The 25398-nt window shown below is 67.4% G+C and carries 24 protein-coding genes; 13 read left to right on the top strand and 11 right to left on the bottom strand.

Annotated features, from left to right (window positions below; all coding sequences use genetic code 11):
* Positions 1-82: 82 nt before the first annotated feature.
* From GVY41_RS05755 to GVY41_RS05720, 8 genes are all read left to right on the top strand, one after another.
* Positions 83-1072, top strand: a complete 990-nt coding sequence (locus tag GVY41_RS05755; protein WP_161344514.1) for a BMP family lipoprotein — start codon at positions 83-85, stop codon at positions 1070-1072.
* A gap of 6 nt (positions 1073-1078) precedes the next feature.
* Entirely contained in the window at positions 1079-2632 is a 1554-nt protein-coding gene (locus GVY41_RS05750; protein WP_161344516.1) for an ABC transporter ATP-binding protein, read from the top strand.
* Positions 2629-3717 carry an ABC transporter permease gene (locus GVY41_RS05745; protein WP_161344518.1) on the top strand — a complete coding sequence of 363 codons (1089 nt, stop codon included), beginning with the start codon at positions 2629-2631 and terminating at the stop codon, positions 3715-3717. The genes GVY41_RS05750 and GVY41_RS05745 overlap by 4 nt, the downstream gene beginning before the upstream one ends.
* Positions 3717-4682: an ABC transporter permease gene (locus tag GVY41_RS05740; RefSeq protein WP_161344519.1), complete on the top strand. Its 966-nt coding sequence runs from the start codon at positions 3717-3719 to the stop codon at positions 4680-4682. The genes GVY41_RS05745 and GVY41_RS05740 overlap by 1 nt, the downstream gene beginning before the upstream one ends.
* Positions 4683-5495 carry a purine-nucleoside phosphorylase gene (locus tag GVY41_RS05735; protein ID WP_161344521.1) on the top strand — a complete coding sequence of 271 codons (813 nt, stop codon included), beginning with the start codon at positions 4683-4685 and terminating at the stop codon, positions 5493-5495.
* 82 nt (positions 5496-5577) lie between these two features.
* Positions 5578-6498, top strand: a complete 921-nt coding sequence (locus tag GVY41_RS05730) for a sulfite exporter TauE/SafE family protein (protein WP_161344523.1) — start codon at positions 5578-5580, stop codon at positions 6496-6498.
* On the top strand, positions 6495-7241 hold the full coding sequence (locus GVY41_RS05725) for a TIGR02186 family protein (protein WP_161344526.1): 747 nt from the start codon (positions 6495-6497) through the stop codon (positions 7239-7241). The genes GVY41_RS05730 and GVY41_RS05725 overlap by 4 nt, the downstream gene beginning before the upstream one ends.
* 95 nt (positions 7242-7336) lie before the next feature.
* A complete protein-coding gene (locus tag GVY41_RS05720) occupies positions 7337-7819 on the top strand; it encodes a hypothetical protein (protein ID WP_161344528.1) in 483 nt (160 codons plus the stop codon).
* A 336-nt stretch (positions 7820-8155) separates the two neighbouring features.
* Here the strand turns inward: GVY41_RS05720 and GVY41_RS05715 are convergent, their stop codons facing one another.
* The 6 genes from GVY41_RS05715 to GVY41_RS05690 all read right to left on the bottom strand — a co-directional run bounded on the left by GVY41_RS05715 (position 8156) and on the right by GVY41_RS05690 (position 14616).
* Positions 8156-9295, bottom strand: coding sequence for an iron-containing alcohol dehydrogenase (locus GVY41_RS05715; RefSeq protein ID WP_161344530.1), 1140 nt, complete (start codon positions 9293-9295; stop codon positions 8156-8158).
* A gap of 173 nt (positions 9296-9468) precedes the next feature.
* Positions 9469-10803, bottom strand: a complete 1335-nt coding sequence (locus tag GVY41_RS05710; protein WP_161344532.1) for an NAD(P)-binding domain-containing protein — start codon at positions 10801-10803, stop codon at positions 9469-9471.
* 40 nt (positions 10804-10843) lie between these two features.
* Entirely contained in the window at positions 10844-11911 is a 1068-nt protein-coding gene (locus GVY41_RS05705) for a heme-dependent oxidative N-demethylase family protein (RefSeq protein ID WP_161344534.1), read from the bottom strand.
* Between the two features lie 12 nt (positions 11912-11923).
* The gene (locus tag GVY41_RS05700) at positions 11924-12877 is read right to left on the bottom strand and encodes a PDR/VanB family oxidoreductase (protein ID WP_161344536.1); all 954 of its coding nucleotides are present in this window, start codon (positions 12875-12877) and stop codon (positions 11924-11926) included.
* Positions 12877-13479, bottom strand: coding sequence for a dimethylamine monooxygenase subunit DmmA family protein (locus tag GVY41_RS05695; protein ID WP_161344538.1), 603 nt, complete (start codon positions 13477-13479; stop codon positions 12877-12879). The genes GVY41_RS05700 and GVY41_RS05695 overlap by 1 nt, the downstream gene beginning before the upstream one ends.
* 9 nt (positions 13480-13488) lie before the next feature.
* A complete protein-coding gene (locus tag GVY41_RS05690) occupies positions 13489-14616 on the bottom strand; it encodes an aminomethyl transferase family protein (protein ID WP_161344540.1) in 1128 nt (375 codons plus the stop codon).
* 497 nt (positions 14617-15113) lie between these two features.
* Between GVY41_RS05690 and GVY41_RS05685 the strand changes: the two genes are divergently transcribed.
* From GVY41_RS05685 to GVY41_RS05670, 4 genes are all read left to right on the top strand, one after another.
* Complete coding sequence (locus GVY41_RS05685; RefSeq protein ID WP_161344541.1) at positions 15114-16478, top strand: glutamine synthetase family protein; 1365 nt, start codon at positions 15114-15116, stop codon at positions 16476-16478.
* A 66-nt stretch (positions 16479-16544) separates the two neighbouring features.
* Positions 16545-17933 carry an aldehyde dehydrogenase family protein gene (locus GVY41_RS05680; RefSeq protein WP_161344543.1) on the top strand — a complete coding sequence of 463 codons (1389 nt, stop codon included), beginning with the start codon at positions 16545-16547 and terminating at the stop codon, positions 17931-17933.
* Complete coding sequence (locus GVY41_RS05675) at positions 17930-19084, top strand: iron-containing alcohol dehydrogenase (RefSeq protein ID WP_161344545.1); 1155 nt, start codon at positions 17930-17932, stop codon at positions 19082-19084. Before GVY41_RS05680 ends, GVY41_RS05675 begins: the two co-directional genes overlap by 4 nt.
* Before the next feature lie 15 nt (positions 19085-19099).
* Positions 19100-20344: an NAD(P)/FAD-dependent oxidoreductase gene (locus tag GVY41_RS05670; RefSeq protein ID WP_161344547.1), complete on the top strand. Its 1245-nt coding sequence runs from the start codon at positions 19100-19102 to the stop codon at positions 20342-20344.
* Here GVY41_RS05670 and GVY41_RS05665 read toward each other — a convergent pair.
* From GVY41_RS05665 to GVY41_RS05655, 3 genes are read right to left on the bottom strand one after another with little or no spacing between them, the layout of a single operon-like run.
* Positions 20341-21132 carry a metal ABC transporter permease gene (locus GVY41_RS05665; RefSeq protein ID WP_161344834.1) on the bottom strand — a complete coding sequence of 264 codons (792 nt, stop codon included), beginning with the start codon at positions 21130-21132 and terminating at the stop codon, positions 20341-20343. The two genes, GVY41_RS05670 and GVY41_RS05665, sit on opposite strands and share 4 nt — an antisense overlap.
* Complete coding sequence (locus GVY41_RS05660; RefSeq protein WP_161344549.1) at positions 21122-21919, bottom strand: metal ABC transporter ATP-binding protein; 798 nt, start codon at positions 21917-21919, stop codon at positions 21122-21124. The genes GVY41_RS05665 and GVY41_RS05660 overlap by 11 nt, the downstream gene beginning before the upstream one ends.
* Entirely contained in the window at positions 21916-22416 is a 501-nt protein-coding gene (locus GVY41_RS05655; protein ID WP_161344551.1) for a Fur family transcriptional regulator, read from the bottom strand. Before GVY41_RS05655 ends, GVY41_RS05660 begins: the two co-directional genes overlap by 4 nt.
* Positions 22417-22501: 85 nt before the next feature.
* Between GVY41_RS05655 and GVY41_RS05650 the strand changes: the two genes are divergently transcribed.
* The gene (locus GVY41_RS05650; RefSeq protein WP_161344553.1) at positions 22502-23605 is read left to right on the top strand and encodes a zinc ABC transporter substrate-binding protein; all 1104 of its coding nucleotides are present in this window, start codon (positions 22502-22504) and stop codon (positions 23603-23605) included.
* Here the strand turns inward: GVY41_RS05650 and GVY41_RS05645 are convergent, their stop codons facing one another.
* A complete protein-coding gene (locus GVY41_RS05645; RefSeq protein ID WP_161344555.1) occupies positions 23606-24832 on the bottom strand; it encodes a urate hydroxylase PuuD in 1227 nt (408 codons plus the stop codon). It abuts the gene before it with no gap.
* A 139-nt stretch (positions 24833-24971) separates the two neighbouring features.
* On the bottom strand, positions 24972-25331 hold the full coding sequence (uraH, locus tag GVY41_RS05640) for a hydroxyisourate hydrolase (protein ID WP_161344557.1): 360 nt from the start codon (positions 25329-25331) through the stop codon (positions 24972-24974).
* Positions 25332-25398 lie beyond the last annotated feature (67 nt).

Below are 25398 nucleotides of genomic sequence, written 5' to 3'. Positions count from 1 at the left end.
CGGCGCAGATCCGCCAGAGATCATCTCTTCACAGCGGGCCGGCCAGCCATGTGCCGCGCCCCTCGACAACCGGGAGTTTTCCATGAGCCTGATGACCCATTTCCTTGGCGCTGCCGGAGTGCTGGCGCTGACCACCGGCGCGGCGCTGGCCGACCCGGCGATCATCTTCGACCTGGGCGGCAAGTTCGACAAATCCTTCAACGAAGCCGCCTTCAACGGCGCCAAGCGGTGGGCGGATGAAACGGGCGGCAGCTTCAAGGAGCTGGAAATGCAGTCCGAAGCGCAGCGCGAACAGGCCCTGCGCCGCCTGGCCGAGGCAGGATCGAACCCGATCGTGATGACCGGCTTCGCCTTTGGCGATGTGCTGAACACAGTCGCCCCCGACTACCCGGACACCAAATTCGCGATCATCGACATGGTGGTCGAGCAGCCCAACGTGAAATCGGTGGTCTTCACCGAAGAGCAGGGCTCCTACCTTGTCGGGATGCTGGCGGCGATGGCATCGGAAACCGGCACCGTCGGCTTCATCGGCGGCATGGACATCCCGCTGATCCGCAAGTTCGCCTGCGGCTATGTGCAGGGCGTGAAGGCGGTGAACCCCGACGCCACCGTGATCCAGAACATGACCGGCACCACCCCCGCCGCCTGGAACGACCCGGTGAAGGGCTCCGAGCTGGCGATTTCGCAAAAGTCGCAGGGCGCCGACGTGATCTATGCCGCCGCCGGCGGCACCGGGCTTGGCGTGCTGCAGGCGGCCGCCGATCAGGGCATCCTGTCGATCGGCGTGGACAGCAACCAGAACCACCTCTTCCCCGGCAAGGTGCTGACCTCGATGGTCAAGCGCGTCGACAACTCGGTCTATGAGGCCTTCATCGACGGCGACGCGCTGGAGCCGGGCATCACCGTGATGGACCTTGCCTCGGAAGGCGTCGGCTACGCGCTGGACGAGAATAACGAGGCGCTGATCACCGCCGAGATGAAGGCCGCCGTGGACGATGCCACCGCCAAGATCGCCTCGGGCGAGATCGCCGTGCATGACTACATGGCCGACAACACCTGCCCGGTCGAATAACCGCCAATGGCACAGGCACAAACATCGGAGCGGCAGGCAACTGCCGCTCCTGCCATTGAACTCCGGGGCATCTCCAAGGCCTTCGGGCCGGTGCAGGCGAACAAGGACATCTCGATCCGGGTAATGCCCGGCACCATCCACGGCATCATCGGCGAGAATGGCGCGGGGAAGTCGACGCTGATGTCGATCCTCTACGGCTTCTACAAGGCCGATGCCGGGGAAATCCTGATCGGCGGCACCCCGGTGCAGATCCCCGACAGCCAGGCCGCGATCCGCGCCGGGATCGGCATGGTGTTCCAGCATTTCAAGCTGGTGCAGACCTTCACCGTGCTGGAAAATGTCGTGCTCGGGGCCGAGGATGGCGCCCTGCTGCGCCCCAGCCTCGCCAAGGCGCGGGCGAGCCTGCAGCAGCTTGCGCGGGATTACGAGCTGGAGGTGGACCCCGACGCCGTGGTCGAGGAGCTGTCCGTCGGCCACCAGCAGCGGGTGGAGATCCTCAAGGCGCTCTACCGCCAGGCCGACATCCTGATCCTCGATGAGCCCACCGGCGTGCTGACCCCGGCCGAGGCCGACCACCTGTTCCGCATCCTCCGCGGCCTGCGCGCCCAGGGCAAGACCGTCATCCTCATCACCCACAAGCTGCGCGAGATCATGGAGATCACCGACACCGTCAGCGTCATGCGCCGCGGCGAGATGACGGCGACGGTGACCACCGCCGAGACCAGCCCCGAACAGCTGGCCGAGCTGATGGTGGGCCGCAAGGTGCTGCTGCATGTCCCCAAGGGCCCCGCCAACCCCGGCGCGGTGGTGCTGTCGGTCGAAGACCTGCGCATGGTGGATGAGGATGGGGTGGAACGCCTCAAGGGCATCTCCCTCCAGATCCGCGCCGGAGAGATCCTGGGCATCGCCGGGGTCGCCGGCAACGGACAGTCCGAACTGCTGAAGATCCTCGGCGGCTTTGGCCATGGCACCGGGCGCATCACCATGAACGGCGTGCCGGTGGACCTGACGGGGCGCAGCTCCGACGGCCAGACCAGCCGCGCCCAAGGCATCGCCCATGTGCCCGAGGACCGCCAGCACCTGGGCCTGATCATGGATTTCACCGCGTGGGAGAATGTGGCCTTCGGCTATCACCACGCGCCCGAATACCAGAAGAACGCCCTGTTCATGGACAACGCCGCGCTGATGGCCGAGACGCAGGCCAAGATGGAACGCTTCGACGTGCGCCCGCCGATCCCGACCCTGGCCGCCAAGAACTTCTCGGGCGGCAACCAGCAGAAGATCGTCCTCGCGCGCGAGATCGAGCGCAATCCCGACCTCTTGCTGGTCGGCCAGCCCACCCGCGGCGTCGATATCGGCGCCATCGAGTTCATCCACAAGCAGATCGTCGCCCTGCGCGATGCCGGCAAGGCGGTGTTGCTGGTCTCGGTCGAGCTTGACGAAATCCTGTCGCTGTCCGACCGCATCGCGGTGATGTTCGACGGGCGGATCATGGGCGAGCGGTTGCCGTCCGAAACCGATGAGCGGGAACTGGGCCTGCTGATGGCGGGGGTAGCATGACCAGGATGCCAAGATGGGCCGATGTCGCCCTGATCCCGCTGCTGAACCTGGTGATCGCCTTCGCCATCTCGGGCCTCGTGATCCTCGCGATCGGCGAGAATCCCTGGGCCGCGCTGAAGATCATGGTCACCGGCGCGCTCGGATCGTCCTATGGCTGGGGCTACACGCTCTACTACACCACCAGCTTCATCTTCACCGGGCTGGCGGTCGCCATCGCCAGCCATGCGGGCCTGTTCAACATCGGCGGCGAGGGGCAGGCGACGCTTGGCGGGCTTGGCGTCGCGCTGATCTGCCTGTCGCTGCCCTGGCCGCACTGGTCGCTCGCGCTGCTGGCCGCCAGCCTCGGCGCTGCCGCCTTCGGCGCCGCCTGGGCGGCGATCCCGGCCTGGCTGCAGGCGAAACGCGGCAGCCATATCGTCATCACCACCATCATGTTCAACTTCATCGCCCTGTCGCTGCTGAACTACCTTCTGGGCAACGTCATGCGCCCGGCCCGCAGCATGGACCCGGCCTCGGCCCGCTTCCCCGAGGGCGCGACCCTGCCGACGCTGAATGACATGGCCGCGGGCCTCGGCTTCGTCTGGGGCAAGAACACCCCGGCCAACATCTCGCTGTTCATCGCGCTGCTGTGCTGCCTCGCCGTCTGGGCGCTGATCTGGAAGACCCGGCTCGGCTTCCAGATCCGCGCCTTCGGCAAGTCCGAACCCGCCGCCGTCTATGCCGGGATCAACCCGGTGCGCATCACGATGTATGCCATGCTGATCTCGGGCGGGCTTGCCGGGCTGATGGCGGTCAACAACGTCATGGGCGAGGCGGAAAGGCTGGTCCTGAACGCGGTCGAAGGCGCGGGCTTCATCGGCATCGCCGTGGCGCTGATGGGCCGCAACCACCCGTTCGGCGTGCTGCTGGCGGCGCTGCTGTTCGGCTTCCTCTATCAGGGCGGCGGCGAGCTGGCGCTGTGGACGACGATCCCGCGCGAGTTGATCACCGTCATCCAGGCGCTGGTGATCCTGTTCACCGGCGCACTCGACAACATGGTTCGCGCCCCGGTAGAGCGGCTCTTTGCACGCAGGGGGGCGCGGTGATGGATCTTGCAACGATCCTCCAGATCCTCGACTCTACAGTCCGCCTCGGCACGCCGCTGCTGCTGGCCTGCCTCGCCGGCCTCTTTTCCGAGCGCGCCGGGATCTTCGACATCGGGCTGGAAGGCAAGATGCTGATGGCCGCCTTCTTTTCCGGCGCCGTCGCCGCCATCACCGGATCGGTGCTGCTGGGGCTGACGGCGGGGGTGCTGTCGTCCTTGCTGCTGTCCGCAATCCACGGCGCGGCCTCGATCACCTTCCGCGGCAATCAGCTGATCTCCGGCGTGGCCATCAACTTCCTGGCCTCGGGCCTGACGGTGCTGATCGGGCAGAAGTGGTTCCAGCTTGGCGGGCGCACCCCGCCGCTGTCCGGCGATGGCCGCTTCGCGCCCATCACCCTGCCCTTCGCCGAAACCCTGCGCGAGGTGCCGGTGATCGGCCCGATCTATTACGAACTGATCTCGGGCCATTCCATCCTGGTCTATGTCGCCTTCGCCGCGGTGCCGCTGTCCTGGTGGCTGCTGTATCGCACAAGGTTCGGCCTGCGCCTGCGCGCGGTGGGCGAGAACCCGGCGGCGGTGGATACCGCCGGCATCTCCGTGGTGCGGATGCGCTATGCGGCGGTGATGATCTGCGGGCTGCTGACGGGCCTCGCCGGCGCCTACCTCGCCACCGCCCTCTCGGCCGGGTTCGTGAAAGAGATGACCGCCGGGCGCGGCTATATCGCCCTCGCCGCGCTGATCTTCGCCAAATGGCGGCCGGTTCCGGCGCTTGGCGCAACCATGCTGTTCGGCCTCTTGGAGGCCATCGCCAACCGCTACCAGAATATCGACCTCGGCGGCGTCGTGCTGCCGGTACAATTCATGCAGGCCCTGCCCTATATCCTGACCGTGGTGATCCTTGCCGGCTTCATCGGCAAGGCGACGCCGCCGCGGGCGGGGGGCGAGGCCTATGTCAAGGAACGCTGAATGACCGCCATTGAAACCGCCTCGGCGCTTGCCGCCCGGGTCCATGCCGTTGCCGGGACCGAACCCGTGAAGGTCGGGCTGATCCTCGGCTCGGGCCTTGGCCATCTGGCGGGCGCGGTGCAGGGCGTAGCCATCGACTATGCCGACCTGCCGGGCTTTCCCCATGCCGGCGTCTCGGGCCACACGCCGCAGCTGGTGATCGGCGATCTGGAAGGCCAGCGCGTCGCGGTTTTCGGAGGGCGGGCGCATTACTACGAAACCGGCAACCCCGCCGCCATGCGCCTGCCGCTGGAACTGCTGAAGGCGCTTGGCGCGGAGACCCTGCTGCTGACCAACGCCGCCGGGTCACTGGTGCCGACCACCCCCCCCGGCGCGCTGATGCTGCTGTCGGACCACATCAACTTCTCGGGCCTGAACCCGCTGATCGGCGAGCCTTCGGATGCCCGCTTCGTGCCGATGACCGCCGCCCATGACCCCGCCCTGCGCGCCGCCCTGCGCGAGGCGGCGATGGCCGAGGGCATCGACCTGCCCGAAGGCGTCTATGCCTGGTATTCCGGCCCCTCGTTCGAGACGCCGGCCGAGATTCGCGCCATCCGCATCCTCGGCGCCGATGCCGTCGGCATGTCCACCGTGCCCGAGGTGATCCTGGCCCGCTTCCTCGGCCTGCGCGTCGCCGCGGTGTCGGTGATCACCAACATGGCCGCCGGCATGTCCGACGAGGCGATCAGCCATGAGCATACCAAGGCCATGGCCCCGATCGGCGCGGCGAAACTGGAACGGGTGCTCAGGCGGTGTCTGCGCAACATGCCGTGACGCAGTCGCAGCATCGGTTTGACATGGCCGCCCTCCACGCCCAAGACTTGGGCTGACACGTCCTTCACTGACTGACTTGCCCATGCAGATCTATCTGCCCATCGCCGAAGTCTCGGTGAACGCCCTCCTGCTGTTCGGCCTGGGGGGAATTGTCGGGCTTCTGTCCGGCATGTTCGGCGTGGGCGGCGGCTTCCTGATCACGCCGCTGCTGTTCTTCATCGGCATCCCCCCCACCGTCGCCGTCGCCACCGGCGCCAACCAGGTCGTCGCCTCCTCGGTGTCGGGCGTGCTGGCGCATATCCGGCGCCGGACGGTCGATTTCCGCATGGGCTGGGTGCTGCTGGCGGGGGGCCTCATCGGCTCCGGCCTCGGCATCTGGGTGTTCAACATTCTGTCCGAGATGGGCCAGATCGACCTGACGGTGCAGCTGTCCTACGTGCTGTTCCTTGGCTTCGTCGGCCTGCTGATGTTCCAGGAATCGCTCCGCTCCATCCTGCGGTCGCGCCAGCCGGCACGGAAGATCACCCGCCGCCATCAGCATCTTCTGGTCCACCGGCTGCCGCTGAAGATGAAGTTCCGCACCTCGGGCCTCTATATCAGCGTCATCCCCCCCATTCTGGTCGGGATGCTGGTCGGCGTCCTTGCCGCGATCATGGGCGTCGGCGGCGGCTTCATCATGGTCCCCGCCATGATCTACCTGCTGGGAATGCCCACCAAGGTCGTCATCGGCACCTCGCTGTTCCAGATCATCTTCGTCACCGCCTTCACCACCGTCATGCACGCCGTCACCAACCAGTCGGTGGACATGATGCTGGCGCTACTGCTGATCCTCGGCGGCGTCGTCGGCGCGCAGTTCGGCACCCAGATCGGCGCCAAGCTGAAGGCCGAGCAGCTGCGCATCCTGCTGGCGCTGCTGGTGCTCGGCGTCTGCGCCCTGCTGGCCCTCGACTTGCTGCTGCGGCCGGGCGAGCTTTACTCGATCTCGGTAGAGGGCCGCGCATGATCCGCCTCCTCGCCCTCCTGATCCTCTTCGCCGCGCCGCTGCGCGCCGAGGAAGTCGTCGCCGGCCTCAGCCAGACCCGCATCGCCATCACCGCCAGCTTCTCGGGCTCCGACATCCTCGTCTTTGGCGCCGTCAAGCGCGACACGCCCGCCCCCGAAGGTCCGCTGCAGGTCATCATCACCCTGCAGGGCCCGCCCCTCGCCGTCACCGTGCGCCGCAAGGACAAGGTCGCCGGCATCTGGGTCAACACCGATGCCGTCGGCGTCAGCAGCTCCCCCTCCTTCTATGCCATCGCCGCCACAGCGCCGCTGCGCGAGGTGCTGACCGAAACCGAAGACCTGCGCCATGCCGTGTCGATCCCCCGCGCCATCCGCGCCGTCGGCAGCGGGCTCGAGGATGCCGGCGTCTTCACCGACGCGCTGATCCGCATCCGCACCGAGGAAGGCTCCTACACGCTGGATGAAACCGGGGTGGAACTGGCCGAGGAAACCCTGTTCCGCACCCGTTTCGAGATGCCCGCGAACCTGACAGAGGGCGCCTATCGCACCCGCATCCTGCTGACCCGGGGCGGCACGGTCGTTGACAGCCACGAGACCATGATCGACGTGCGCAAGGTCGGGCTGGAACGCTGGCTGTTCGCCCTCTCGCGCGAACAGCCGCTGATCTATGGCCTGTTGTCGCTGGTGCTGGCGGTGGTGGCCGGCTGGTCCGCCTCGGCGCTGTTCCGCTACATCCGCAGCTGAACGACCCAAGACTGCCCGGCGGAACCATTCGTCTCCAGCCGGTGTTGTGCGTTGTAGAGCGGCACTGCGCCGCCCTTACGATTTGGAGACGACAGATGTCACGCTTTACATTCGCAGCTTTCCTTTCTGCCCTCGCCCTTGGTGCCGCCTCCCCCGTGCTGGCCGCCACCGAGGTGAAAGAGGTCGAAGTGTCCATCGACCTGAACGCCATCAACAACCCGCAGGCCGCCACGGTCTGGAGCAACATCGCCACCGACCTGCAGAACGCCATCGTCGGCCGGATCACCGACCGGATCGATTCCGACGGCGTGAAGATCTCGGTTGATATCAACGAGGTCGAGCTGGCCAACTCGTTCCAGTCCGCCATGGGGATCGCCGATTCCAAGCTGGCGGGCCGGATCAACATCTCCAGCGAGACCGACAACACCAAGTTCGCCACCTATGATCTCGACGTGTCCTTCGACCAGGCCTATCTGCCGGCCGGCACCGACATCACCGTGCTGACCATCGAGAGCCCGGTCTATTACGCGACGATGGTCGAAATCTTCGCCGAGCGGGTGGTCGAAAACCTCGACTGATCCTGACGACCGAATTATGCTGAGGCCCGCCCGAAACGGCGGGCCTTTGCGTGGGTGCTCCGTCAGCGACGCTCGCCTTGGCGAAGGCCATCGCCGTCGCCATGCCGTGCCCTCGCCATTGGCTCCGGACGGGCCCCCAAAGGGCCCGGCCAGCGCCCGCCCCGCCCCTGGCGGGCGCTTCTCGCCCGCCAGGTCGGGCGCTGCCCGCCCCCGGTTTCTGGCGGCCAGCGGCTCCGGGCGATATGTCCCGCACGGGCGGGGTCGAGGCAGTGCCTCGCCCTTTCCCGCCCTAACAACCGTCGATCTCCGAGGCCAGCCGGACGCGCCCTACCCCCCTCAAAACGCCGCGCGCAACACCCCGATCAGCGCGCCGCTGTCCAGCACCACCGGGTTGCCCGCCATCGAGGAGGATCCCGCCGCCAGCGCCGCCACCTCGGGCACATCGCCCGCCGCCAGCCCCATCGCCCCCAGCCGCGGCAGCCCCTGCGCCGCCGACCAAACTGCCAGCGTCTCGGCTGCATTGCCCGGAACACCGCCCAAGCCCCCCGCAATCCACCCCGCCACCTCGGCCAGCCGCGCCGCCGCCACGCCCTCGGCCCGCGCCATATTCGCCGCCAGCACATGCGGCAGCAGTGCCCCGCAGACCGCCCCATGCGGCGCCGCAGCCATCCCCCCGATCGGTCCTGCCAACCCATGCACCGCGCCCAGCCCCGCATTGGCCAGCGCCAGCCCGCCGCACAGGCTCACCCAGGCCAGATCGTCGCGCGCCCCCGCATCCTCGCCCTCCATCAGCCGCGCCAGCGCCCGCAGCCCCAGCGGGATCGCATCGCGGCACAAGGCATCCGTCAGCCGGTTCGCCTTGGTGGACACGTAAGGCTCGATCACCTGCGTCACCGCATCCAGCCCGCTCGCCAGCGTCACGCCCCGCGGGCAGCCATCGGTCAGCGAAGGATCGACGATGGACAGCAGCGGCAGCATCCGCGCATCGCGCAAGGACACCTTGCGCCGCGCCCCCGGCACCGCGATCACCGCGTTCTTGGTCACCTCGGCCCCGGTGCCTGCCGTCGTCGGGATCGCCACGAAGGGTAGCGGCGGCGCGTCCAGCGGCAGCCCGCGGCCCACCACCTCCAGATGGTCCAGCATCGGCCGCGGCGCCGGGGCCAGCGCGGCAATGGCCTTGCCGCAATCGATCACCGCACCGCCGCCGATGGCAACCACGGCCCGCACCCCCGCGCCCCGCGCCAGCCGGATGCCGTCCTCGATCAGCGCGATGTCCGGCTCGCGGGGGCAGGCGAAGACGCTCACCTGCACCCCCAGCCGCTGCAGCGCCAGGATCAGCGGGTCGGCGCGCTGGCCGCTGGCGCCCTGCACCACCAGCACATTGCGCCCCAGCTGCGCAACATACTCCGCCGCGCCCGCCGCGGTGCCCCGGCCAAAGCGGATCTCGGTCGCGGTCAGGAAGGAAAAGGCGGTCATGGGTCAGCTCTCCGGGGGGATGATGGCGCGGCGCATGCCCCTTAGGTCGGCCGGAATTGGCACTTCGTCAAGCGGCACGGGCCTGCAATCGTATGTATGCAATACATACGGTTTCTGCATGGTTTCTGCATACCTTCCGCATCGGAGCCGTCCCTTGGAATGGCCCCGCTCGCTCAATCCCGCAGATAGGCCTCCAGGCTGTCGTCCAGCGCATCCTTCCAGGGCGTGTGATGCGGCTCCGCCATCGTCCCGGTCATCACCGAACGATAGGAGTGATTGCGGAAGGCCATGATATCCTTGACCTTATGGTCCTTCCACTCGAAGAACGCCTCGCAGGCGCCATCGACGTCAAAGCTGGGATAGTCGGTCTCGGCGATCAGCTCCTTCACGTAATCGCCCTGATAGTGGATCGCGTCATGGCTGTCCTTGCCCGCATCCTCGCCGGCAATGCGCAAAACCACATCCGCGGCCCGTTCCGCCTCGCCGGGAATGGCGATCTTGCCCAGGATCGCATCGCGCACCCACCAGGCCTGCGCGTCGAACATGTTGAAGGTAAACCATTGATCTTGCATGCCAAGATAGAACAGCTTGGGGTTCTTGACCCAGACGACACCCTTGTAGAGATCGGCAATCGCCAGCCGGTTCGCTGTCTTCAGCCGCAGGTCATCGGGCAGGAACGGAAAGTGATGCTTGTATCCGGTGCACAGGATAATCGCATCCACCTGCCGGCTGCTGCCATCGGCAAAGGTCGCAGTATTCCCCTCAACCCCTTGCAACAACGGCACTTCTTGCCAGTTGTCCGGCCAGGCATAGCCCATCGGCCCGGTGCGGTGCGACACGGTGATCGACTTCGCGCCGTATTTCCACAGCTGCGACCCGATATCCTCGGCCGAATAGGACGTCCCGATCAGCAGCACATCCCTGCCGGCAAACTCGCGCGCGTCGCGGAAGTCATGGGCATGCAGGATCCGGCCGTTGAAACTGCCAAACCCCGGATATTCCGGCACATTCGGCACCGAGAAATGGCCCGAGGCGATGATGACATGGTCGAAGGTTTCGGTGTAAACCGTGTCCTTCAGCAGATCATGCACAGTCACGGTGAACAGGCCCGAGCCCTCGTCATAAGCCACCCAGCGGACGGGTGAGCAGAAGCGGATCCAGTCCCGCACGCCCGCCTTCTTCACCCTTCCCTCGATATAATCCACCATCACCGCCCGCGGCGGGTAGCTGGCGATCTGCTTGCCGAAATGCTCCTCGAAGGAATAATCCGCAAATTCAAGGCCTTCCTTGGGGCCATTGGTCCACAGATAGCGGTACATGCTGCAATGAACCGGCTCGCCGAACTCGTCGAGCCCGGTGCGCCAGGTGTAGTTCCACAGCCCGCCCCAGTCGCTCTGCTTCTCGAAGCAGACCACCTCGGGGATCTCCTCGCCCTTCTGGGCCGCGGACTGGAAGGCGCGCAACTGCGCAAGGGCGGACGGGCCGGCCCCGATGACTGCAACTCTCATGCTTTGGTCCCCTGTTGTCGAATGTCTTGGCCGGCCCCCTTCAATCGGGGAAAATCCCCGGCGAGGTCGGCGCGCCGTCATCATGGCGTTTCAGCCAGTCGATCGTGGTCTGGCGATAGCGGCTGAGGCCCTTGTACTCGGCCAGTTCCGGCGGCAGCGACTCCAGCACCCGCGGCAGGCGTCGGCCCCATTTCGGCACCGTCACCACCTCGTCCATGCGCATCATGTAGCCGCGGATCACGAACAGCATCCCGTTCGACCGCGGCAGCCGCCACAGGCTTTGCAGCTCCACCCGCAGATGCACCTTCTGGCCCACATTCTCGGGCGTCACCGTGGTGCGGTCCGGCCCCCATTTGGGATAGGTCTCGGGGCTGGTATCCAGCCGCGGGTTGATGGTCATCGTCCAGTTCAGCCGCCGCACCGGCTTGCCCACTTGCAGATTCAGCAGGTATTTCAACGCCCTGTCGAACACCCCCATCTGCGGGGCCAGCGGCACCGGCGCGTGCCATTCGTGGAAGTTCATGCCCACGTCGAAATCCAGCGACCAGTCGGCCTGCGCGGTGATCATCCCGGCGTCCATCCACAGGTTGCCCTCGCGCTGGTCCATCAGCGCGATGTCGCCCTGGGTCTGGCGGCAGATGTAATCCAGCGGCTCGCGCGGCAGGGTGCTGGGGTCGCCGAAGGTGAAGGTATCGTCGATCCCCAAGGGCCGGTTGATCCAGCGCCACTGATCGCCGTTCCGTTCCAGCGTGAACAGATGCGGATAGGCCCGCGCCTGCTCTTCCATCAGCAGTTCCAGCGTGTCCCATTGCGCCAGCATCATATGCGGCAGCGCCTGATAGCGCAGCGGATCCTCGGCCAGCACCTGCGCGCGGTCGGCCATCTCGGCCAGGTAATGCTCGTCCACGTCGATCAGATGCTCGAAGGCCGATCCGGGCAGGCCGGGCACATGCGGCTCGATGTTCACCGAATAGCGGTAGTGGTCTTCGTGGAACGGAAACGGGAAGTGGCGGATGTTCCCGGGGCTGTTGGCATAGGAGAAATCGCCGCGGAAGGTTTCATCCCGGAAGGTCTCGGGCCGGTGGGTGGCGCTATAGGCGGTGTCCATCATCCGTCTCCTTCAAAGGTCCAGAACAAGCCGGTCGCCGGAAAACCGGGACATGCAGATCATGATCGTGCGGCTTTCGGCGCGTTCTTCGGGCGTGAGGTAGTGGTCGCCATGCAAGATGGTGCCGCGAAGCTCCACGACCTTGGTCGCGCATTCCCCGCAAACCCCGCCGCGGCACAGGTAGCGCGGGTTGATCCCCGCCGCCTCCAGCGCCTCCAGCAGGCTCTGGTCCGGGGCGACAGCGACGTCGCGGCCGGACCGCCCCAGCGTCACGGTGAACGGATCGCCCGGGGGCGGCGCCATGAAATGCTCGGAATGCAGCGCCTGCTCGGGCCAGCCCGCCTGCCGCGCGGTCTCCAGCACCGCATCCATCAGCCGCTCTGGCCCGCAGGTGTAAAGGTGCGTTCCCAGCGGCTGGTTCTGCACCAGCGCCCCCAGCGGCAAGCGCGCGCCCTCATCGGCGGCATAGATCTTCACCCGCGGGCCATAGCGGTCTTGCAGCACGCCCGCGAAGGCCGCCGCGGCGCGCGAGCGCACGGCATAATGCAGCTCGAAGGCCAGCCCCGCCCGGGCGAATTGCGCCATCATCGCCACGAAGGGGGTGATGCCGATGCCGCCCGCCACCAGGATATGCTTCTTCGCGCGCCAGTCCGGCTGGAACAGGTTGGTCGGTGCGCCGACGGTCAGCACATCGCCCACGGCCAGCCGCTCATGGATATACGCCGATCCCCCGCGCGAGGCGGCGGCGCGGGCCACCGCAATCTCATAGCCCGTGCGATCCTCTGGGTCGCAGCACAGCGAATAGGGGTTGCGGCGGGTGACGTCGCCATCCGGCATCGCCACCACCACATGCGCCCCGCCCGAAAACGCCGGCAGCAGCCCGCCCTCCACCGGCTCCAGCCGCACCCGGCGGATGCCGGCAGCCTCGTCATGAAGCGCGGTCACCCGCATCTGAAGATCACCCATCACAGATACAGCTCCTCGGGCGGGGGCACGGCGCCCGGTTCCTCGGCATCGATGTTCACGCCCTGAAAGGCCCCCAGCCGGCGCGAATAGTGGTCGCGCACGTAAAGGTTCAGCCCGCAATGGCCACAGGTGAAGGGCGAGGCGGTCACACCCTCGGTCACGCCCTTGCAATGCACGCATTGCACCCGCCGGGCGCGCGAGCCGCGATGTTCGGTGATGACCGAGGCCGGATCGATCCCATGCGCCGCCGCCACCTGCATCGCCTGGCCGATGAAGCCTTCCGTCCCCGCCAGATAGAGCCGCGTGCCCATATGCGAGCGCGACAGCTCCACATCCAGCCGCCCCAGCAGCGGTTGCACCGTCGGCGCGGCCCAGAACGCCGCCCCCAAGGTCTGCAGCGCGCCGTGATGGCCGACCCCGAGCGAGCCGCGCGCCACATACAGGATCTGGCTGCGCCCCAGCACCTCGGGCGTCAGGTCGCCCGCGATGTCCAGCAGGGCGCCCGCGCCCTCGCCTTCCAGCGCGAAGATGTGGCGCCGGGCCAGCGGGGCGATAGCGAGCCCGGGATAGACCGGGCGGCTGCGGATGGTGGCTCCTTGCATCGCTCCCCCTCAGCCGATCGCCGTGCGCTTTTTCTTCTCGGGGTCGTCGAAGGGCAGCTTATGGGCCACCGCCGGGATCGCCTTGCCGCCCACCGTCAGCGCTGTGCCATGCACCGCGCAGCCCACCTCCAGCCGGGCGATTGCCATCGACTGCCGGGTGATCGCCGAATAGCTGGGGCAGGTCACGACGCCGACCTGCCGGTCGCCTGCAAACACCGCGTCCCCCAGATCGCAGGGCCCCTCCGCCTCCAGCAGCAGCCCGTAGATCCTGAACCGCTCCTTGCCCTTCAGCCGCGCATGTTCCTCGGCGCCGCGAAAGCCGGTCTTGCCGGGGCTGACGGTGAAATCGAGCCCCAGTTCCCACAGGCTGTCACCCGGGCCCTGGTCGGCGAAGGGATACATCTGCGAATTGTCATAGGGATAGAACAGCAGGTAGCTTTCCACCCGCAGCATATCGAGCACCGAGAAGCAGCAGGGGATGATCCCCATCTCCGCCCCTTCCGCCAGAATGGTGTCCCACACCAGCGGCGCATCCTGCCCGCGCACGAAAATCTCATACCCCCGCTCGCCGGTATATCCGGTGCGCGAGATCATCACCGGCGCGCCGAACAGCGTGGTCTGCATGTGGTGGAAGTATTTCAGATCGCGGATGCCGGGCACATGTTTCGCCAGGAAGTCCACCGCCACCGGCCCCTGCAGCGACAGGTCGTGCAGGTCGTCATCGAACAGCACCGCCACGTTGCGGCCGATGCATTGCTTGGTGATCTCCTCATGCGCGGTGCCGGAGCCGTGGACGACCATGAACGCGTTCGGCCCGGTGCGATAGACGATGCAGTCGTCGGTGAAAAAGCCCTTCTCGTTGAGGATGCAGGCATAGACCGACCGGCCCGGCGTGACCTTGGCCATGTTGCGGGTGGTCACGTAATCCAGCACCGCAATCGCGTGCGGCCCGACCAGATGCAGCTTCTTCAGGCCCGACACATCCATCAGCCCGGCCTTGGTGCGGATCGCGGTATGCTCGTCCTGAATGTCCTTGGCATAGGTCCAGGCGGTCCCCATCCCGCTCCAATCCTCGAGGTTGGAGCCTAACGCGCGGTGCCGATCCGCAAGGGCCGAAAAACGCCAGCTGAGAGCCATTGTGTTCCCTGTCGTGTTTATTAGGCAGAATATTTATTTCTTCACTATGCGTGGAGCGGCGCGTCTCGCAAGTGTTTCGGGCGGGAGCGGGCCAGCTTTCGCGCTCGCAGCACCAAATCCGCGGCGAGTGCAAAAAATTGCGGCAGCGGTGAAATCAGCGGCGCGGGAACTCGGCGAAAATCCCGAATCGCGGACTCTGGGATGTCTCTTTCCCGCGCCGGAAGGACCGCGAGCGGGCACGATGCCCTTCCGGCCAGCCGGGGTGCTCTCTCCGTCAGGCTTCCCACAAAGGCTGGCACCAAGCGGGAAATGACGGGCGAGGCATCATCCTTCCCGCCCCTCCGCCTCGGATTGGCGACCACCGCTGCCGCCAAAAGGGGCACTTCACGCTGCGCCCCATCACGGCACACGCCCAACACGGCGCAAGGCCCTGAAATGACGTTGACAGCCCCCGGCCCGGCGGTGAGCCTCGCGCGGCAAGCCAAGGAGACCTGCCCATGCCCGCAAACCTGACCTTCGACGCGCTCAAGGTTGCCGTCGGCGACGGCACGATCGACACGGTGCTGACCTGCATCGTCGACATGCAGGGCCGGCTGATGGGCAAGCGCTTCCACGCGCAGCATTTCATCGACTCAGGCTATGACGAGACCCATTGCTGCAACTACCTCGTGGCGACGGATATCGAGATGGTCACGGTGCAGGGCTACAAGGCCACCAGCTGGGCCGCGGGCTATGGCGACTATGTCATCAAGCCCGACCTTGCCACGCTTCGGCTTGTCCCCTGGCTGCCCGGCACCGCGATGGTGATGTGCGACCTTCTGGACCACCACACCCACGACCTTGTGCCCCACGCCCCCCGCTCGATCCTCAAGCGCCAGATCGCGCGGGCCGAGGCGATGGGCTTCACGCCCTACATGGCGACGGAGCTGGAGTTCTTCGTGTTCCAGGACAGCTTCGATGCCCTCTTCGACCGCGGCTATCGCGGGCTGCAGACCCTTGGCCGCCAGAATGCCGATTACGCGATCTTCGCCACCTCGAAAGAGGAGGCGATCATGCGCGCCATCCGCAACGGCCTCTATGGGGCGGGAATCCCCATCGAGAATTCCAAAGGCGAGGCCGAGGCCGGGCAGGAAGAGATCAACGTCAGGTATTCGGATGCGCTCGACACTGCCGACATGCACTCCATCGTCAAGAACGGCATCAAGGAGATCGCCCATGCCGCGGGCCATGCGGTGACCTTCATGGCGAAATACGACCATGCCCGCGCCGGATCGTCGAGCCATGTCCACCAGTCGCTCTGGTCCGGCGGCAAGAACGCCTTCCACGACCCCGACGCCGAACATGGCATGTCGGCCCTGATGCGCAGCTACATCGCCGGGCAGCTGGCCCATGCGCGCGACCTGACCCTTTGCCTCGCGCCCTATGTCAACAGCTACAAGCGCTTCGTGGTGGGCATGTTCGCGCCTACCAAGGCGGTCTGGAGCCTCGACAACCGCACCGCCGGTTTCCGCGTCTGCGGCGAAAATACCCGCGGCGTGCGGGTGGAATGTCGCATCGGCGGCGCCGACCTGAACCCCTACCTTGCCATGGCGGCGCTTCTGGCCGCGGGGCTGGACGGGATCGAGAAACAGATGGAACTGGAGCCGGCCATCTCGGGCGACATCTATCAGGGCGGTGCCTTGCGCGAGGTGCCGAAGACCCTTGGCGAGGCCGCCGCCCTGATGCAAGGCAGCGAGATGCTGCGCGCCGCCTTCGGGCCCGATGTGGTCGACCACTACCACCGCGCCGCACTGTGGGAGATCGAGGAACAGAACCGCGTGGTCACCGACTGGGAGGTCGCGCGGGGATTTGAACGCGCCTGAGGGCGCTGCGGATTTTTCGCGCCCCAGCGGCGCGCAACAGGCGCCGGGACAGGCGCAGAGGATGACATGACCAAGATGATCCAATGTATCTCGCCGGTGGACGGCAGCATCTATGCGGAACGCCCTGCCCTGCCGCTGGCCGAAGCCGAGGCCGCCGTGGCCCGCGCCCGCGCCGCGCAGAAGGACTGGGCAGCGCTGCCACTCGCCACCCGCATCGAAAAGGTGAAGGCCGGGGTCGAGGCGCTGAACGGCATGAAGGACCGCATCGTCGAGGAGCTGGCCTGGCAGATGGGCCGCCCCACCCGTTTCGGCGGCGAGTTCGGCGGCGTCAACGACCGCACCACCTATATCTCCGAGATCGCCGCCGAGGCGCTGGCCCCGATGGTCGTGGAAGCCTCCGACCGTTTCGAGCGGCGGATCGAGCGCGCGCCCGTCGGCGTGGTTTTCGTGCTGGCCCCCTGGAACTACCCCTACCTGACCGCGATCAACACCATCGTCCCGGCGCTGATCGCCGGCAATTCCGTGGTGCTGAAACATGCCAGCCAGACGCTGCTGGTCGGCGAACGGCTTGCCGAGGCGCTGCACATGGGCGGCGTGCCGGCGGATGTGTTCCAGAACGTGGTGCTCGACCATGACACCACCGAAGCCCTGATCGCCGCCCGCGCCTTCAACTTCATCAACTTCACCGGCTCCGTCGCCGGGGGCGCGGCCATGGAACGCGCCGCCGCAGGCACCTTCACCGGGCTGGGGCTGGAGCTTGGCGGCAAGGATCCCGGCTATGTCGCCGCCGATGCCGATCTGGACGCGGCCGTGGACAGCCTGATGGACGGCGCGATGTTCAACGCCGGCCAGTGCTGCTGCGGGATCGAGCGGATCTATGTCCACGAAAGCCTCTATGGCGCCTTCGTCGAGAAGGCCGTCGCCTGGGTGAAGACCCTGAAGCTCGGCAGCCCCTTCGACTCGGGCAGCACCCTTGGGCCGATGGCCAATGCCCGTTTCGCCGCCGTGGTCCGCGCCCAGACCGCCGAGGCGGTGGCCGAAGGCGCCACCCCGCTGATCGACCCCGCGCTGTTCCCCGCCGACGATGGCGGCGCCTATCTGGCCCCGCAGGTGCTGACGGGCGTCACCCACCAGATGCGGGTGATGCGCGAGGAAAGTTTCGGCCCCGTCGTCGGCATCATGCCCGTGAAGGACGATGCCGAGGCCATCTCGCTCATGAACGACTCGCCCTACGGCCTCACCGCCTCGATCTGGACGGCCAGCGCGGGCCGCGCGGCGGAGATTGGCAACCAGCTCGACACCGGCACCGTGTTCATGAACCGCTGCGACTATCTCGACCCGGCTTTGTGCTGGACCGGCTGCAAGGATACCGGCCGCGGCGGCAGCCTGTCGGTGCTTGGCTTCCACGCCGTGACCCGCCCCAAATCCTACCATCTCAAGAAGGTGACGAAATGACGACGCCCAAGGCGAACTGGTCCTACCCGACCGCGGTGAAATTCGGCGCAGGGAGGATCGCGGAACTGGCCGAGCATTGCAAGGCGGCGGGCCTGACCCGGCCGCTGCTGGTCACCGACAAGGCCCTTGCCAGCCTGCCGATCACCGCGCAGGCGCTGGACATCCTGGACGCTGCGGGCCTCGGCCGTGCCGTGTTCTCGGACGTGGACCCCAACCCGAACGAGCACAACATGGCCGCCGGCATCGCGGTCTATCTTGCCGGCGGGCATGACGGGGTGGTCTGCTTCGGCGGCGGCTCCGCGCTCGACCTCGGCAAGATGATCGCGCTGATGGCCGGCCAGCCGGACACGCTGTCGGTCTGGGACCTCGAGGATATCGGCGACTGGTGGACCCGTGCCGATGCCGCGAAGATCGCCCCCATCGTCGCGGTGCCGACGACCGCGGGCACCGGCTCGGAAGTTGGCCGCGCCGGGGTGCTGACCAATTCCGTCACCCACAAGAAGAAGATCATCTTCCACCCCAAGCTGCTGCCCGTGGTCACCATCTGCGACCCGGAACTCACGGTCGGGATGCCGAAATTCATCACCGCCGGCACCGGCATGGATGCCCTCGCGCATTGCCTCGAGGCCTATTGCTCGCCCTTCTACCACCCGATGAGCCAGGGCATCGCGCTGGAGGGGATGCGGCTGGTGCTGGAAAACCTGCCCACCGCCTATGCCGAACCCGGCAACCTTGCCGCCCGCGCCGAGATGATGTCGGCCGCCGCCATGGGCGCCGTCGCCTTCCAGAAAGGCCTCGGCGCGATCCACTCGCTCAGCCACCCGATCGGCGCGGTCTATGGCACCCATCACGGCACCACCAATGCCGTGGTGATGCCGATGGTGCTCGACTTCAACCGCGCCGCGATTGAAGACCGCATCACCCGCGCCGCCGCCTATCTGGGCATCGAAGGCGGCTTCGACGGATTCCGGGCGAAGGTGATGGATCTTCGGGCGCTGCTGGCGATTCCGGAAAACCTCACTGCCATGGGCGTCGATCCCGCGCGGCTGGATGAGCTGACCGAGATGGCGCTGGAGGATCCCTCCTGCGGCGGCAACCCGGTCGAAATGACGCGCGAGAACACCCGCGCGCTCTTCGCCGCCTGCATGTGATGAAGTGGTGATGTGATGACGGGGCCCGTCCATACCGAGATTGCCGTGATCGGCGCCGGGGTGGTCGGGCTGACCATCGCCCTGCGGCTGGCCCGCGCCGGGCATGAGGTGGTGATCGTCGACCCCGCCCTGCCAGGCTCCGGCGCCAGCCACGGCAACGCGGGCACCATAGCCGACTACGCCGTGCAGCCGGTCGGCACCCCCGCCGTGCTGCGCGCGCTGCCCTCGTTGCTCTTCGACCGCAACTCGCCACTGGCGATCCGCCGCGCAGCCCTGCCCTCGCTGGCCCCGTGGCTGCTGCGCTTCGCCCGCCAGTCGCTGCCCGGCGCCGCGGAGCGGAACGCCCGCACCCTCGCCGGCCTGCTGCAAGACGCCGCCCCGCGCTGGTCGGATCTCGCGGCGGAAATCGGCGGCGAGGCTATCCTCCAGCACAAGGGCTGCATCTACCTCTATGAACGCGCCGCAGACCGCCGCGCCGCCGAGGCCGACATCGCCTTCCGCAAGACCGTCGGCGTGACGGTGGAACTGCTCACCCCGGACGAACTCGCTGCACTGGAACCCGCCCTCCCCCCGGCCGAGGGCGGCGGCGCCCTCTTCCCGCAGGCGATGTTCATGACCGACCCCGGCCAGATGGTCACCCTGCTGGCCAAGGCCGTGACGAATGCCGGCGCCACGCGGATCACCGCGCGGGCGGACAAACTTGAGCGCACGCTGGACGGCGTCCGCCTCTCCGGTCCCGGCCTGCGCCTTCATGCCCGCCGCGTGGTGATCGCCGCCGGCGCCCACTCCCGCGCGCTGGCGGTGCAGGCGGGCGACAAGGTGCCGCTGGATACGGAGCGCGGCTACCATGTCGAATGGGACATGCCCGGGCCGCGCCTGTCGCGCCCCATCTGCCCCACGTCGCGCGGCTTCTACCTCTGCCCGATGCAGGGCCGCCTGCGCGTCGCGGGCACGGTAGAGCTTGGCGGGCTGACGGCCCCGCCCTCGCCGCACCGCCTCGCAAGGCTGACCATGGGCGCGCAGGCGATCTTCCCGGACCTTGGCCCGCCAGACCGCGAATGGATGGGCTTTCGCCCCTCGATGCCCGACAGCTTGCCGGTGATCGGCCCCTCGCCGCACGGGGCCGAGGTGATCCACGCCTATGGCCACGGCCATATCGGGCTGACCCTCGCGCCGATCACCGCCGCCATCGTCGCTGCGCTGGTCGCCGGACAGGCGCCGCCGGTGCCGCTGGCCCCGCTCTCCCCCGCCCGCTTCTAGCCGCGCCGCAGCCGCGCCAGCGGCAGTGCCACGATGAACAGGCACGCCGCCGCCGCCACGATGGACGGGCCCGCCGGCGTGTCCAGCCGCAGCGACAGCTGCAGCCCGGCCAGCACTGCCAGCATCGACAGCGCCACCGCCAGCACTGCCATCGCCTCGGGGCTGCGCGACAGGCCCCGCGCTGCGGCGGCGGGGATGATCAGCAGCGCCGCGATCAGCAGCGCGCCGACGATCTTGATCGACACCGCCACCACCAGCGCCAGCGCCAGCGTCAGTGCCAGCCGCTCGCGCCGCGGGTCGATGCCCTCGGCCTGCGCCAGTTCCTCGTTCACCGTCGCGGTCAGCAGCCCCTGCCAGCGCCAGACCAGCAGCGCCAGCACCGCCAGCGCCCCGCCCCAGACCCAGAGCAGATCGGCGCGGCTGACCGCCAGAATATCGCCGAAGAGGTACGCCGACAGGTCCACCCGCACATTGGGCAGGAACGACACCGCCACCAACCCGAAGGCCAACGCCGAATGTGCCAGCACCCCCAGCGCGGTATCCATCGCGTGCCCGCGCCCGGCCAGCGCCGACACCGTCGCCGCCATCCCCAACGCGACGATCAGCGTGCCGGCATAGAGCGGCAGGCCGCTGGCAAAGGACAGCGCCACCCCCAGGATCGCCGCATGGGCGGTGGCATCGCCGAAATAAGCCATCCGCCGCCAGACCACGAAGCTGCCAAGCGGCCCGGTCGCCAACGACAGGCCCACGCCCGCCAGCCCGGCCCGGATCAGGAAATCATCCAGCATCGTGGGCTCCATGATTGCAATCCGGCCCGTGAATGTGATGCGGATGCGCCGGATCATGCCCGTGTCCGTGATCGCCGTCATGGTCATGGTCATGCTGGTGCCGGTAGAGCGCCAGCGCCCCACCCGTCCCCAGCCCGAACAGGGCGCGATATTCCGGCGCGTCGGTCACCACCTGCGGCGTGCCCTCGCAGCAGACATGGCCGTTGAGGCAGATGACCCGGTCAGTCGCGCTCATCACAACATGCAGATCGTGGCTGACCATCAGGATGGCAGCGCGGGTTTCCGCCCGCACCTCCTCGATCAGCCGGTAGAAGCCGGCGACGCCGGGCTGGTCGAGCCCCTGTGTCGGCTCGTCCAGCATCAGGATATCGGGGCCCGACAGCAGCGCCCGCGCCAGCAGCACCCGCTGGAACTGGCCGCCCGACAGCCCCGCCATCTGCCGCGCGCCCAGATCGGCCACGCCCACCCGGGCCAGCGCCGCGGCGGCATCCCGATCCGCCACCCGGCGCGGCAAGGACAGGAAACGCCGCACCGTCATCGGCAGCCCGGCATCGACCTGCAACCGCTGCGGCACATAGCCGATGCGCAGGCCCGGACGGCGATGGACGCTGCCCTCTGCCGCCGGGGCCAGCCCGATCAGCGCCCGGATCAAGGTGGACTTTCCCGACCCGTTGGGGCCAACGACGGTGACAATTTCGCCCGGGGCTATCGCAAAATCGACATTAGCCAGCACAGCCACCCCGCCATGACGGACGGTCAGCCCCCGCGCCTCGATCAGGGCTGTCATGCCGCAGCGCCCTCGCGGCAGGCACCGCACAGGCCAAGCGCCTCGACCGTCGCGCGCTCGACCGTGAAGCCAACCGCCCCGGCCGCGGCTGCCAGTGCCGCGCGCACCGGCTCGGCTGGCGCCTCGGCCACCGCGTCGCAGGACTTGCAGATCAGGAAAACCGGGCTGTGGTCCTGCCCCGGATGCATGCAGGCGGCAAAGGCGTTCAGCCGGCGCACCCGGTGCGCCAGCCCATGCTCCACCAGAAACTCCAGCGCGCGATAGGCGACGGGGGGCTGGTTGCCGAAGCCCTCGGCCGCCAGCCGGTCCAGCACCTCATAGGCGCCCATCGCCCGGTGCGCCTCGAGCAGGATCTCCAGCACCCGGCGCCGCACCGGCGTCAGCCGCGCGCCGCGTTCGGCCGCAACCACCTCGGCCCGGGCCAGGGTATCTCCGGCGCAATGGGCGTGGTCATGGTCGGCAAAGGCCAGCGCGGTTTCGGTTTCGGGATTTGTCATGTTACCTTATCACATTTCGCTTGACCTGTTATCCTATAACATAGACAACGCCCCGCACCCCCACAAGCCACCCCGAAGGATTGCCATGCGCCGCCTCATCGCCCTCACCCTCTCCGCCGCCCCCGCCTGCCTGCTGCTGGCCGGCGCCGCCCGCGCCGAGGTGCCCGCCGTCGTCACCGACATTCCCGCCGTGCAATCGCTGGCCGCGCAGGTGATGGGCGATCTCGGGCAGCCCGCGATCCTGCTGGAGCAGGGCGGCAATGCGCATAGCTACCAGATGAAACCCAGCCAGGCCCGGGCCCTGCAGAACGCGCACCTGATCTTCTGGATCGGGCCGGAGATGACCCCCTGGCTCGACCGCGCCATCGAGGGCGTGGCGCTGTCCGGCAAGCCGGTGGCGCTGCTGAACGCGGAAGGCACGTTCCGCCAGAATTATGGCGATGGCGCACATGACCACGACGGCGAGGACCACGCCGGGCATGAGCATGAGGCCGAGCATGAGCATGAGCATGAGCATGAGCATGAAGACCATGACCATGCGCATGATGACCACGAAGACGATGCGCATGACGATCATGCCCATCATGACCACGGGCACGACGATCACGCGCATGACGACCACGATGACCATGCCCATGACGACCACGACCATGACGGCCACAGCCACACCGGCACCGATCCCCATGCCTGGCTCGACCCGGCCAATGCGCAGGCCTGGCTGGGGGTGATCGCCGCCGAACTCGCCGCCGCCGATCCCGAGAACGCCGCCACCTACAGCGCCAATGCCGAGGCCGCCTCTGCGGCCGTCGCCGCGCTGGATACCCGGATCGCAGCGACACTCTCCCCGGTGCAGGGCAAGCCCTTCGTGGTTTTCCACGATGCCTATGGCTACTTCGCAGGTCACTACGGGCTGGACGTCGCCGGCACCATTTCGCTTGGCGATGCCGCCGCGCCCGGCGCCGAACGGCTGACCGAAATCCGGCATCTGCTGGAAGAGGAAGGCGCCGTCTGCATCTTCCCCGAGGCGCAGCACGATCCCAAGCAGGTCGAGACGCTGGTCGAGGGCACCCCGGTCAAGCTTGGCGCCGCCCTCGACCCGTCGGGCAGCAACCTGACCTACGGCCCGGACCTCTACGCCGCGCTGCTGACCACGATGGCAGACACCCTCGCGGATTGCCTGGCCGACTGATCAGCCGGCCATCGCCGCGCGATACCAGGCCACGATCCTGGCGCGCTCGGCAGGCTCGATGAACGACACATTGGCGGGCGGCATCGCATGGGTGACGCCCGCCTGCAGGTAGATCGCACGCGCCTGCAGCGCGATCTGTCCGCCGGTTTCCAGATGCACGCCGCCGGGCGCATAGTGGATCCCGTCCCAGCCCGGCTCTGCCGCATGGCACATGGAACAGCGGCCCATCACGATATCCGTCACTTCCTCAAACCCCGCGGCGGAGGCAAACCGCTCCGCCCCGCGCGGCAGCGCCGCCTCCTCGTTAGCGGGTTGGAACATCGGCGCCGAAGACAGCCACATGATCACCACGAACAGGATCGCCGTCGCCGCCCAGGTCCAGTGCGGGCTGCCCTTCTTCGCATGATGCGTGTTGAACCAGTGCCGGATCGTCACCCCCATCAGGAACACGAGGCTCGCGATCAGCCAGTTCATCTCGCTGGCAAAGGCCAGGGGGTAGTGGTTCGACAGCATCAGGAACACCACCGGCAGCGTCAGGTAGTTGTTGTGCGTGCTGCGTTGCTTGGCGATCTTGCCATATTTCGCATCCGGCACCCGCCCCGCGATCAGGTCCGCCACCACGATCCGCTGGTTCGGCATGATCACCGCGAAGACGTTCGCCGTCATGATCGTCGCGGTGAACGCCCCCAGATGCAGCAGCGCCGCCCGGCCCGAAAACACTTGGCTATAGCCCCAGGCCATCGCCACCAGAATGACATACAGACCCACCATCAGCCGGGTATTGTCATCCCCGAACCGGCTCTTGCAGATCGCATCATACATCAGCCAGCCAAGCCCCAGCGAGGCCACCGAAATCGCCACCGCCTGCCAGACCGGAATATCCAGGACGTTCGGATCGACAAGATAGAGGTCAGCGCCGAGGTAATAGACCAGCACCAGCAGCGCGAACCCCGACATCCAGGTCCAGTAGCTCTCCCATTTGAACCAGATCAGGTCTTCAGGCATCCGCTCCGGCGCGACCATGTATTTCTGGATGTGGTAGAAGCCCCCCCCATGCACCTGCCATTGCTCGCCGCTCGCGCCGGGGGGCAGCGGCACATCCCGGCGCAACCCAAGGTCCAGCGCGATGAAGTAGAAGGACGACCCGATCCAGGCGATGGCGGTCACCACATGCAGCCAGCGCACCGCGAACTCGGCCCAGTCCATGAAAATGGCGAAATCGTTCATCCTGTCCCCCGGACCTTTCCCGCATCATCGCCGCCCGGCCGCGCCGCGCCAGCCCCTGCGCCCCGCCATACCGCGCGACGACCACACGCCGCAGCCCCTGCCCGCCCTTCGGGCAAGGCTGCCGCTTTTCCGTGCAAATTCAGCTTCCGCGATAGGTGGAATAGCCATAGGGCGACAGCAGCAGCGGCACATGGTAATGCGCCGCGGCATCGCTCATCCCAAAGCGGATCGGCACCTGGTCGAGGAACAGCGGCTCCTCGCCCGCGCCCCCGCTGGCCCGCAGATAGTCCCCGGCAAAGAACACCAGCTCGTAGGTTCCGGCTGCGAACGTCTCCACCGGCAGGATCGGCGCATCCGTCCGCCCGTCGGCATTCGTCACCATCTCCACCAGCTTGCGATGGCTGTTGCCGGTCACGCGGTAGAGCGCGATCTTCAGCCCCGCTGCCGGGCAGCCCCGCGCCGTATCAAGAACATGGGTCGTCAGGTATCCGCCCGCCATATCTGCCTCTGGTCTTTCCGCTGTGCCAGCGCCATTCTTGGCCCCGAACCGCGCCAACGGCAAGAGA

It is taken from the genome of Frigidibacter albus (assembly GCF_009908165.1).
GTDB classification, from domain to species: domain Bacteria; phylum Pseudomonadota; class Alphaproteobacteria; order Rhodobacterales; family Rhodobacteraceae; genus Frigidibacter; species Frigidibacter albus.
This window is presented reverse-complemented; position numbering and strand designations above follow the sequence as displayed.

Coding starts and splice junctions, on each gene's coding strand:
- GVY41_RS05755 (WP_161344514.1), top strand. CDS start 83: ATGAGCCTGATGACCCATTTCCTTGGCGCTGCCGGAGTGCTGGCGCTG.
- GVY41_RS05750 (WP_161344516.1), top strand. CDS start 1,079: ATGGCACAGGCACAAACATCGGAGCGGCAGGCAACTGCCGCTCCTGCC.
- GVY41_RS05745 (WP_161344518.1), top strand. CDS start 2,629: ATGACCAGGATGCCAAGATGGGCCGATGTCGCCCTGATCCCGCTGCTG.
- GVY41_RS05740 (WP_161344519.1), top strand. CDS start 3,717: ATGGATCTTGCAACGATCCTCCAGATCCTCGACTCTACAGTCCGCCTC.
- GVY41_RS05735 (WP_161344521.1), top strand. CDS start 4,683: ATGACCGCCATTGAAACCGCCTCGGCGCTTGCCGCCCGGGTCCATGCC.
- GVY41_RS05730 (WP_161344523.1), top strand. CDS start 5,578: ATGCAGATCTATCTGCCCATCGCCGAAGTCTCGGTGAACGCCCTCCTG.
- GVY41_RS05725 (WP_161344526.1), top strand. CDS start 6,495: ATGATCCGCCTCCTCGCCCTCCTGATCCTCTTCGCCGCGCCGCTGCGC.
- GVY41_RS05720 (WP_161344528.1), top strand. CDS start 7,337: ATGTCACGCTTTACATTCGCAGCTTTCCTTTCTGCCCTCGCCCTTGGT.
- GVY41_RS05715 (WP_161344530.1), bottom strand. CDS start 9,295: ATGACCGCCTTTTCCTTCCTGACCGCGACCGAGATCCGCTTTGGCCGG.
- GVY41_RS05710 (WP_161344532.1), bottom strand. CDS start 10,803: ATGAGAGTTGCAGTCATCGGGGCCGGCCCGTCCGCCCTTGCGCAGTTG.
- GVY41_RS05705 (WP_161344534.1), bottom strand. CDS start 11,911: ATGGACACCGCCTATAGCGCCACCCACCGGCCCGAGACCTTCCGGGAT.
- GVY41_RS05700 (WP_161344536.1), bottom strand. CDS start 12,877: ATGGGTGATCTTCAGATGCGGGTGACCGCGCTTCATGACGAGGCTGCC.
- GVY41_RS05695 (WP_161344538.1), bottom strand. CDS start 13,479: ATGCAAGGAGCCACCATCCGCAGCCGCCCGGTCTATCCCGGGCTCGCT.
- GVY41_RS05690 (WP_161344540.1), bottom strand. CDS start 14,616: ATGGCTCTCAGCTGGCGTTTTTCGGCCCTTGCGGATCGGCACCGCGCG.
- GVY41_RS05685 (WP_161344541.1), top strand. CDS start 15,114: ATGCCCGCAAACCTGACCTTCGACGCGCTCAAGGTTGCCGTCGGCGAC.
- GVY41_RS05680 (WP_161344543.1), top strand. CDS start 16,545: ATGACCAAGATGATCCAATGTATCTCGCCGGTGGACGGCAGCATCTAT.
- GVY41_RS05675 (WP_161344545.1), top strand. CDS start 17,930: ATGACGACGCCCAAGGCGAACTGGTCCTACCCGACCGCGGTGAAATTC.
- GVY41_RS05670 (WP_161344547.1), top strand. CDS start 19,100: ATGACGGGGCCCGTCCATACCGAGATTGCCGTGATCGGCGCCGGGGTG.
- GVY41_RS05665 (WP_161344834.1), bottom strand. CDS start 21,132: ATGCTGGATGATTTCCTGATCCGGGCCGGGCTGGCGGGCGTGGGCCTG.
- GVY41_RS05660 (WP_161344549.1), bottom strand. CDS start 21,919: ATGACAGCCCTGATCGAGGCGCGGGGGCTGACCGTCCGTCATGGCGGG.
- GVY41_RS05655 (WP_161344551.1), bottom strand. CDS start 22,416: ATGACAAATCCCGAAACCGAAACCGCGCTGGCCTTTGCCGACCATGAC.
- GVY41_RS05650 (WP_161344553.1), top strand. CDS start 22,502: ATGCGCCGCCTCATCGCCCTCACCCTCTCCGCCGCCCCCGCCTGCCTG.
- GVY41_RS05645 (WP_161344555.1), bottom strand. CDS start 24,832: ATGAACGATTTCGCCATTTTCATGGACTGGGCCGAGTTCGCGGTGCGC.
- uraH (WP_161344557.1), bottom strand. CDS start 25,331: ATGGCGGGCGGATACCTGACGACCCATGTTCTTGATACGGCGCGGGGC.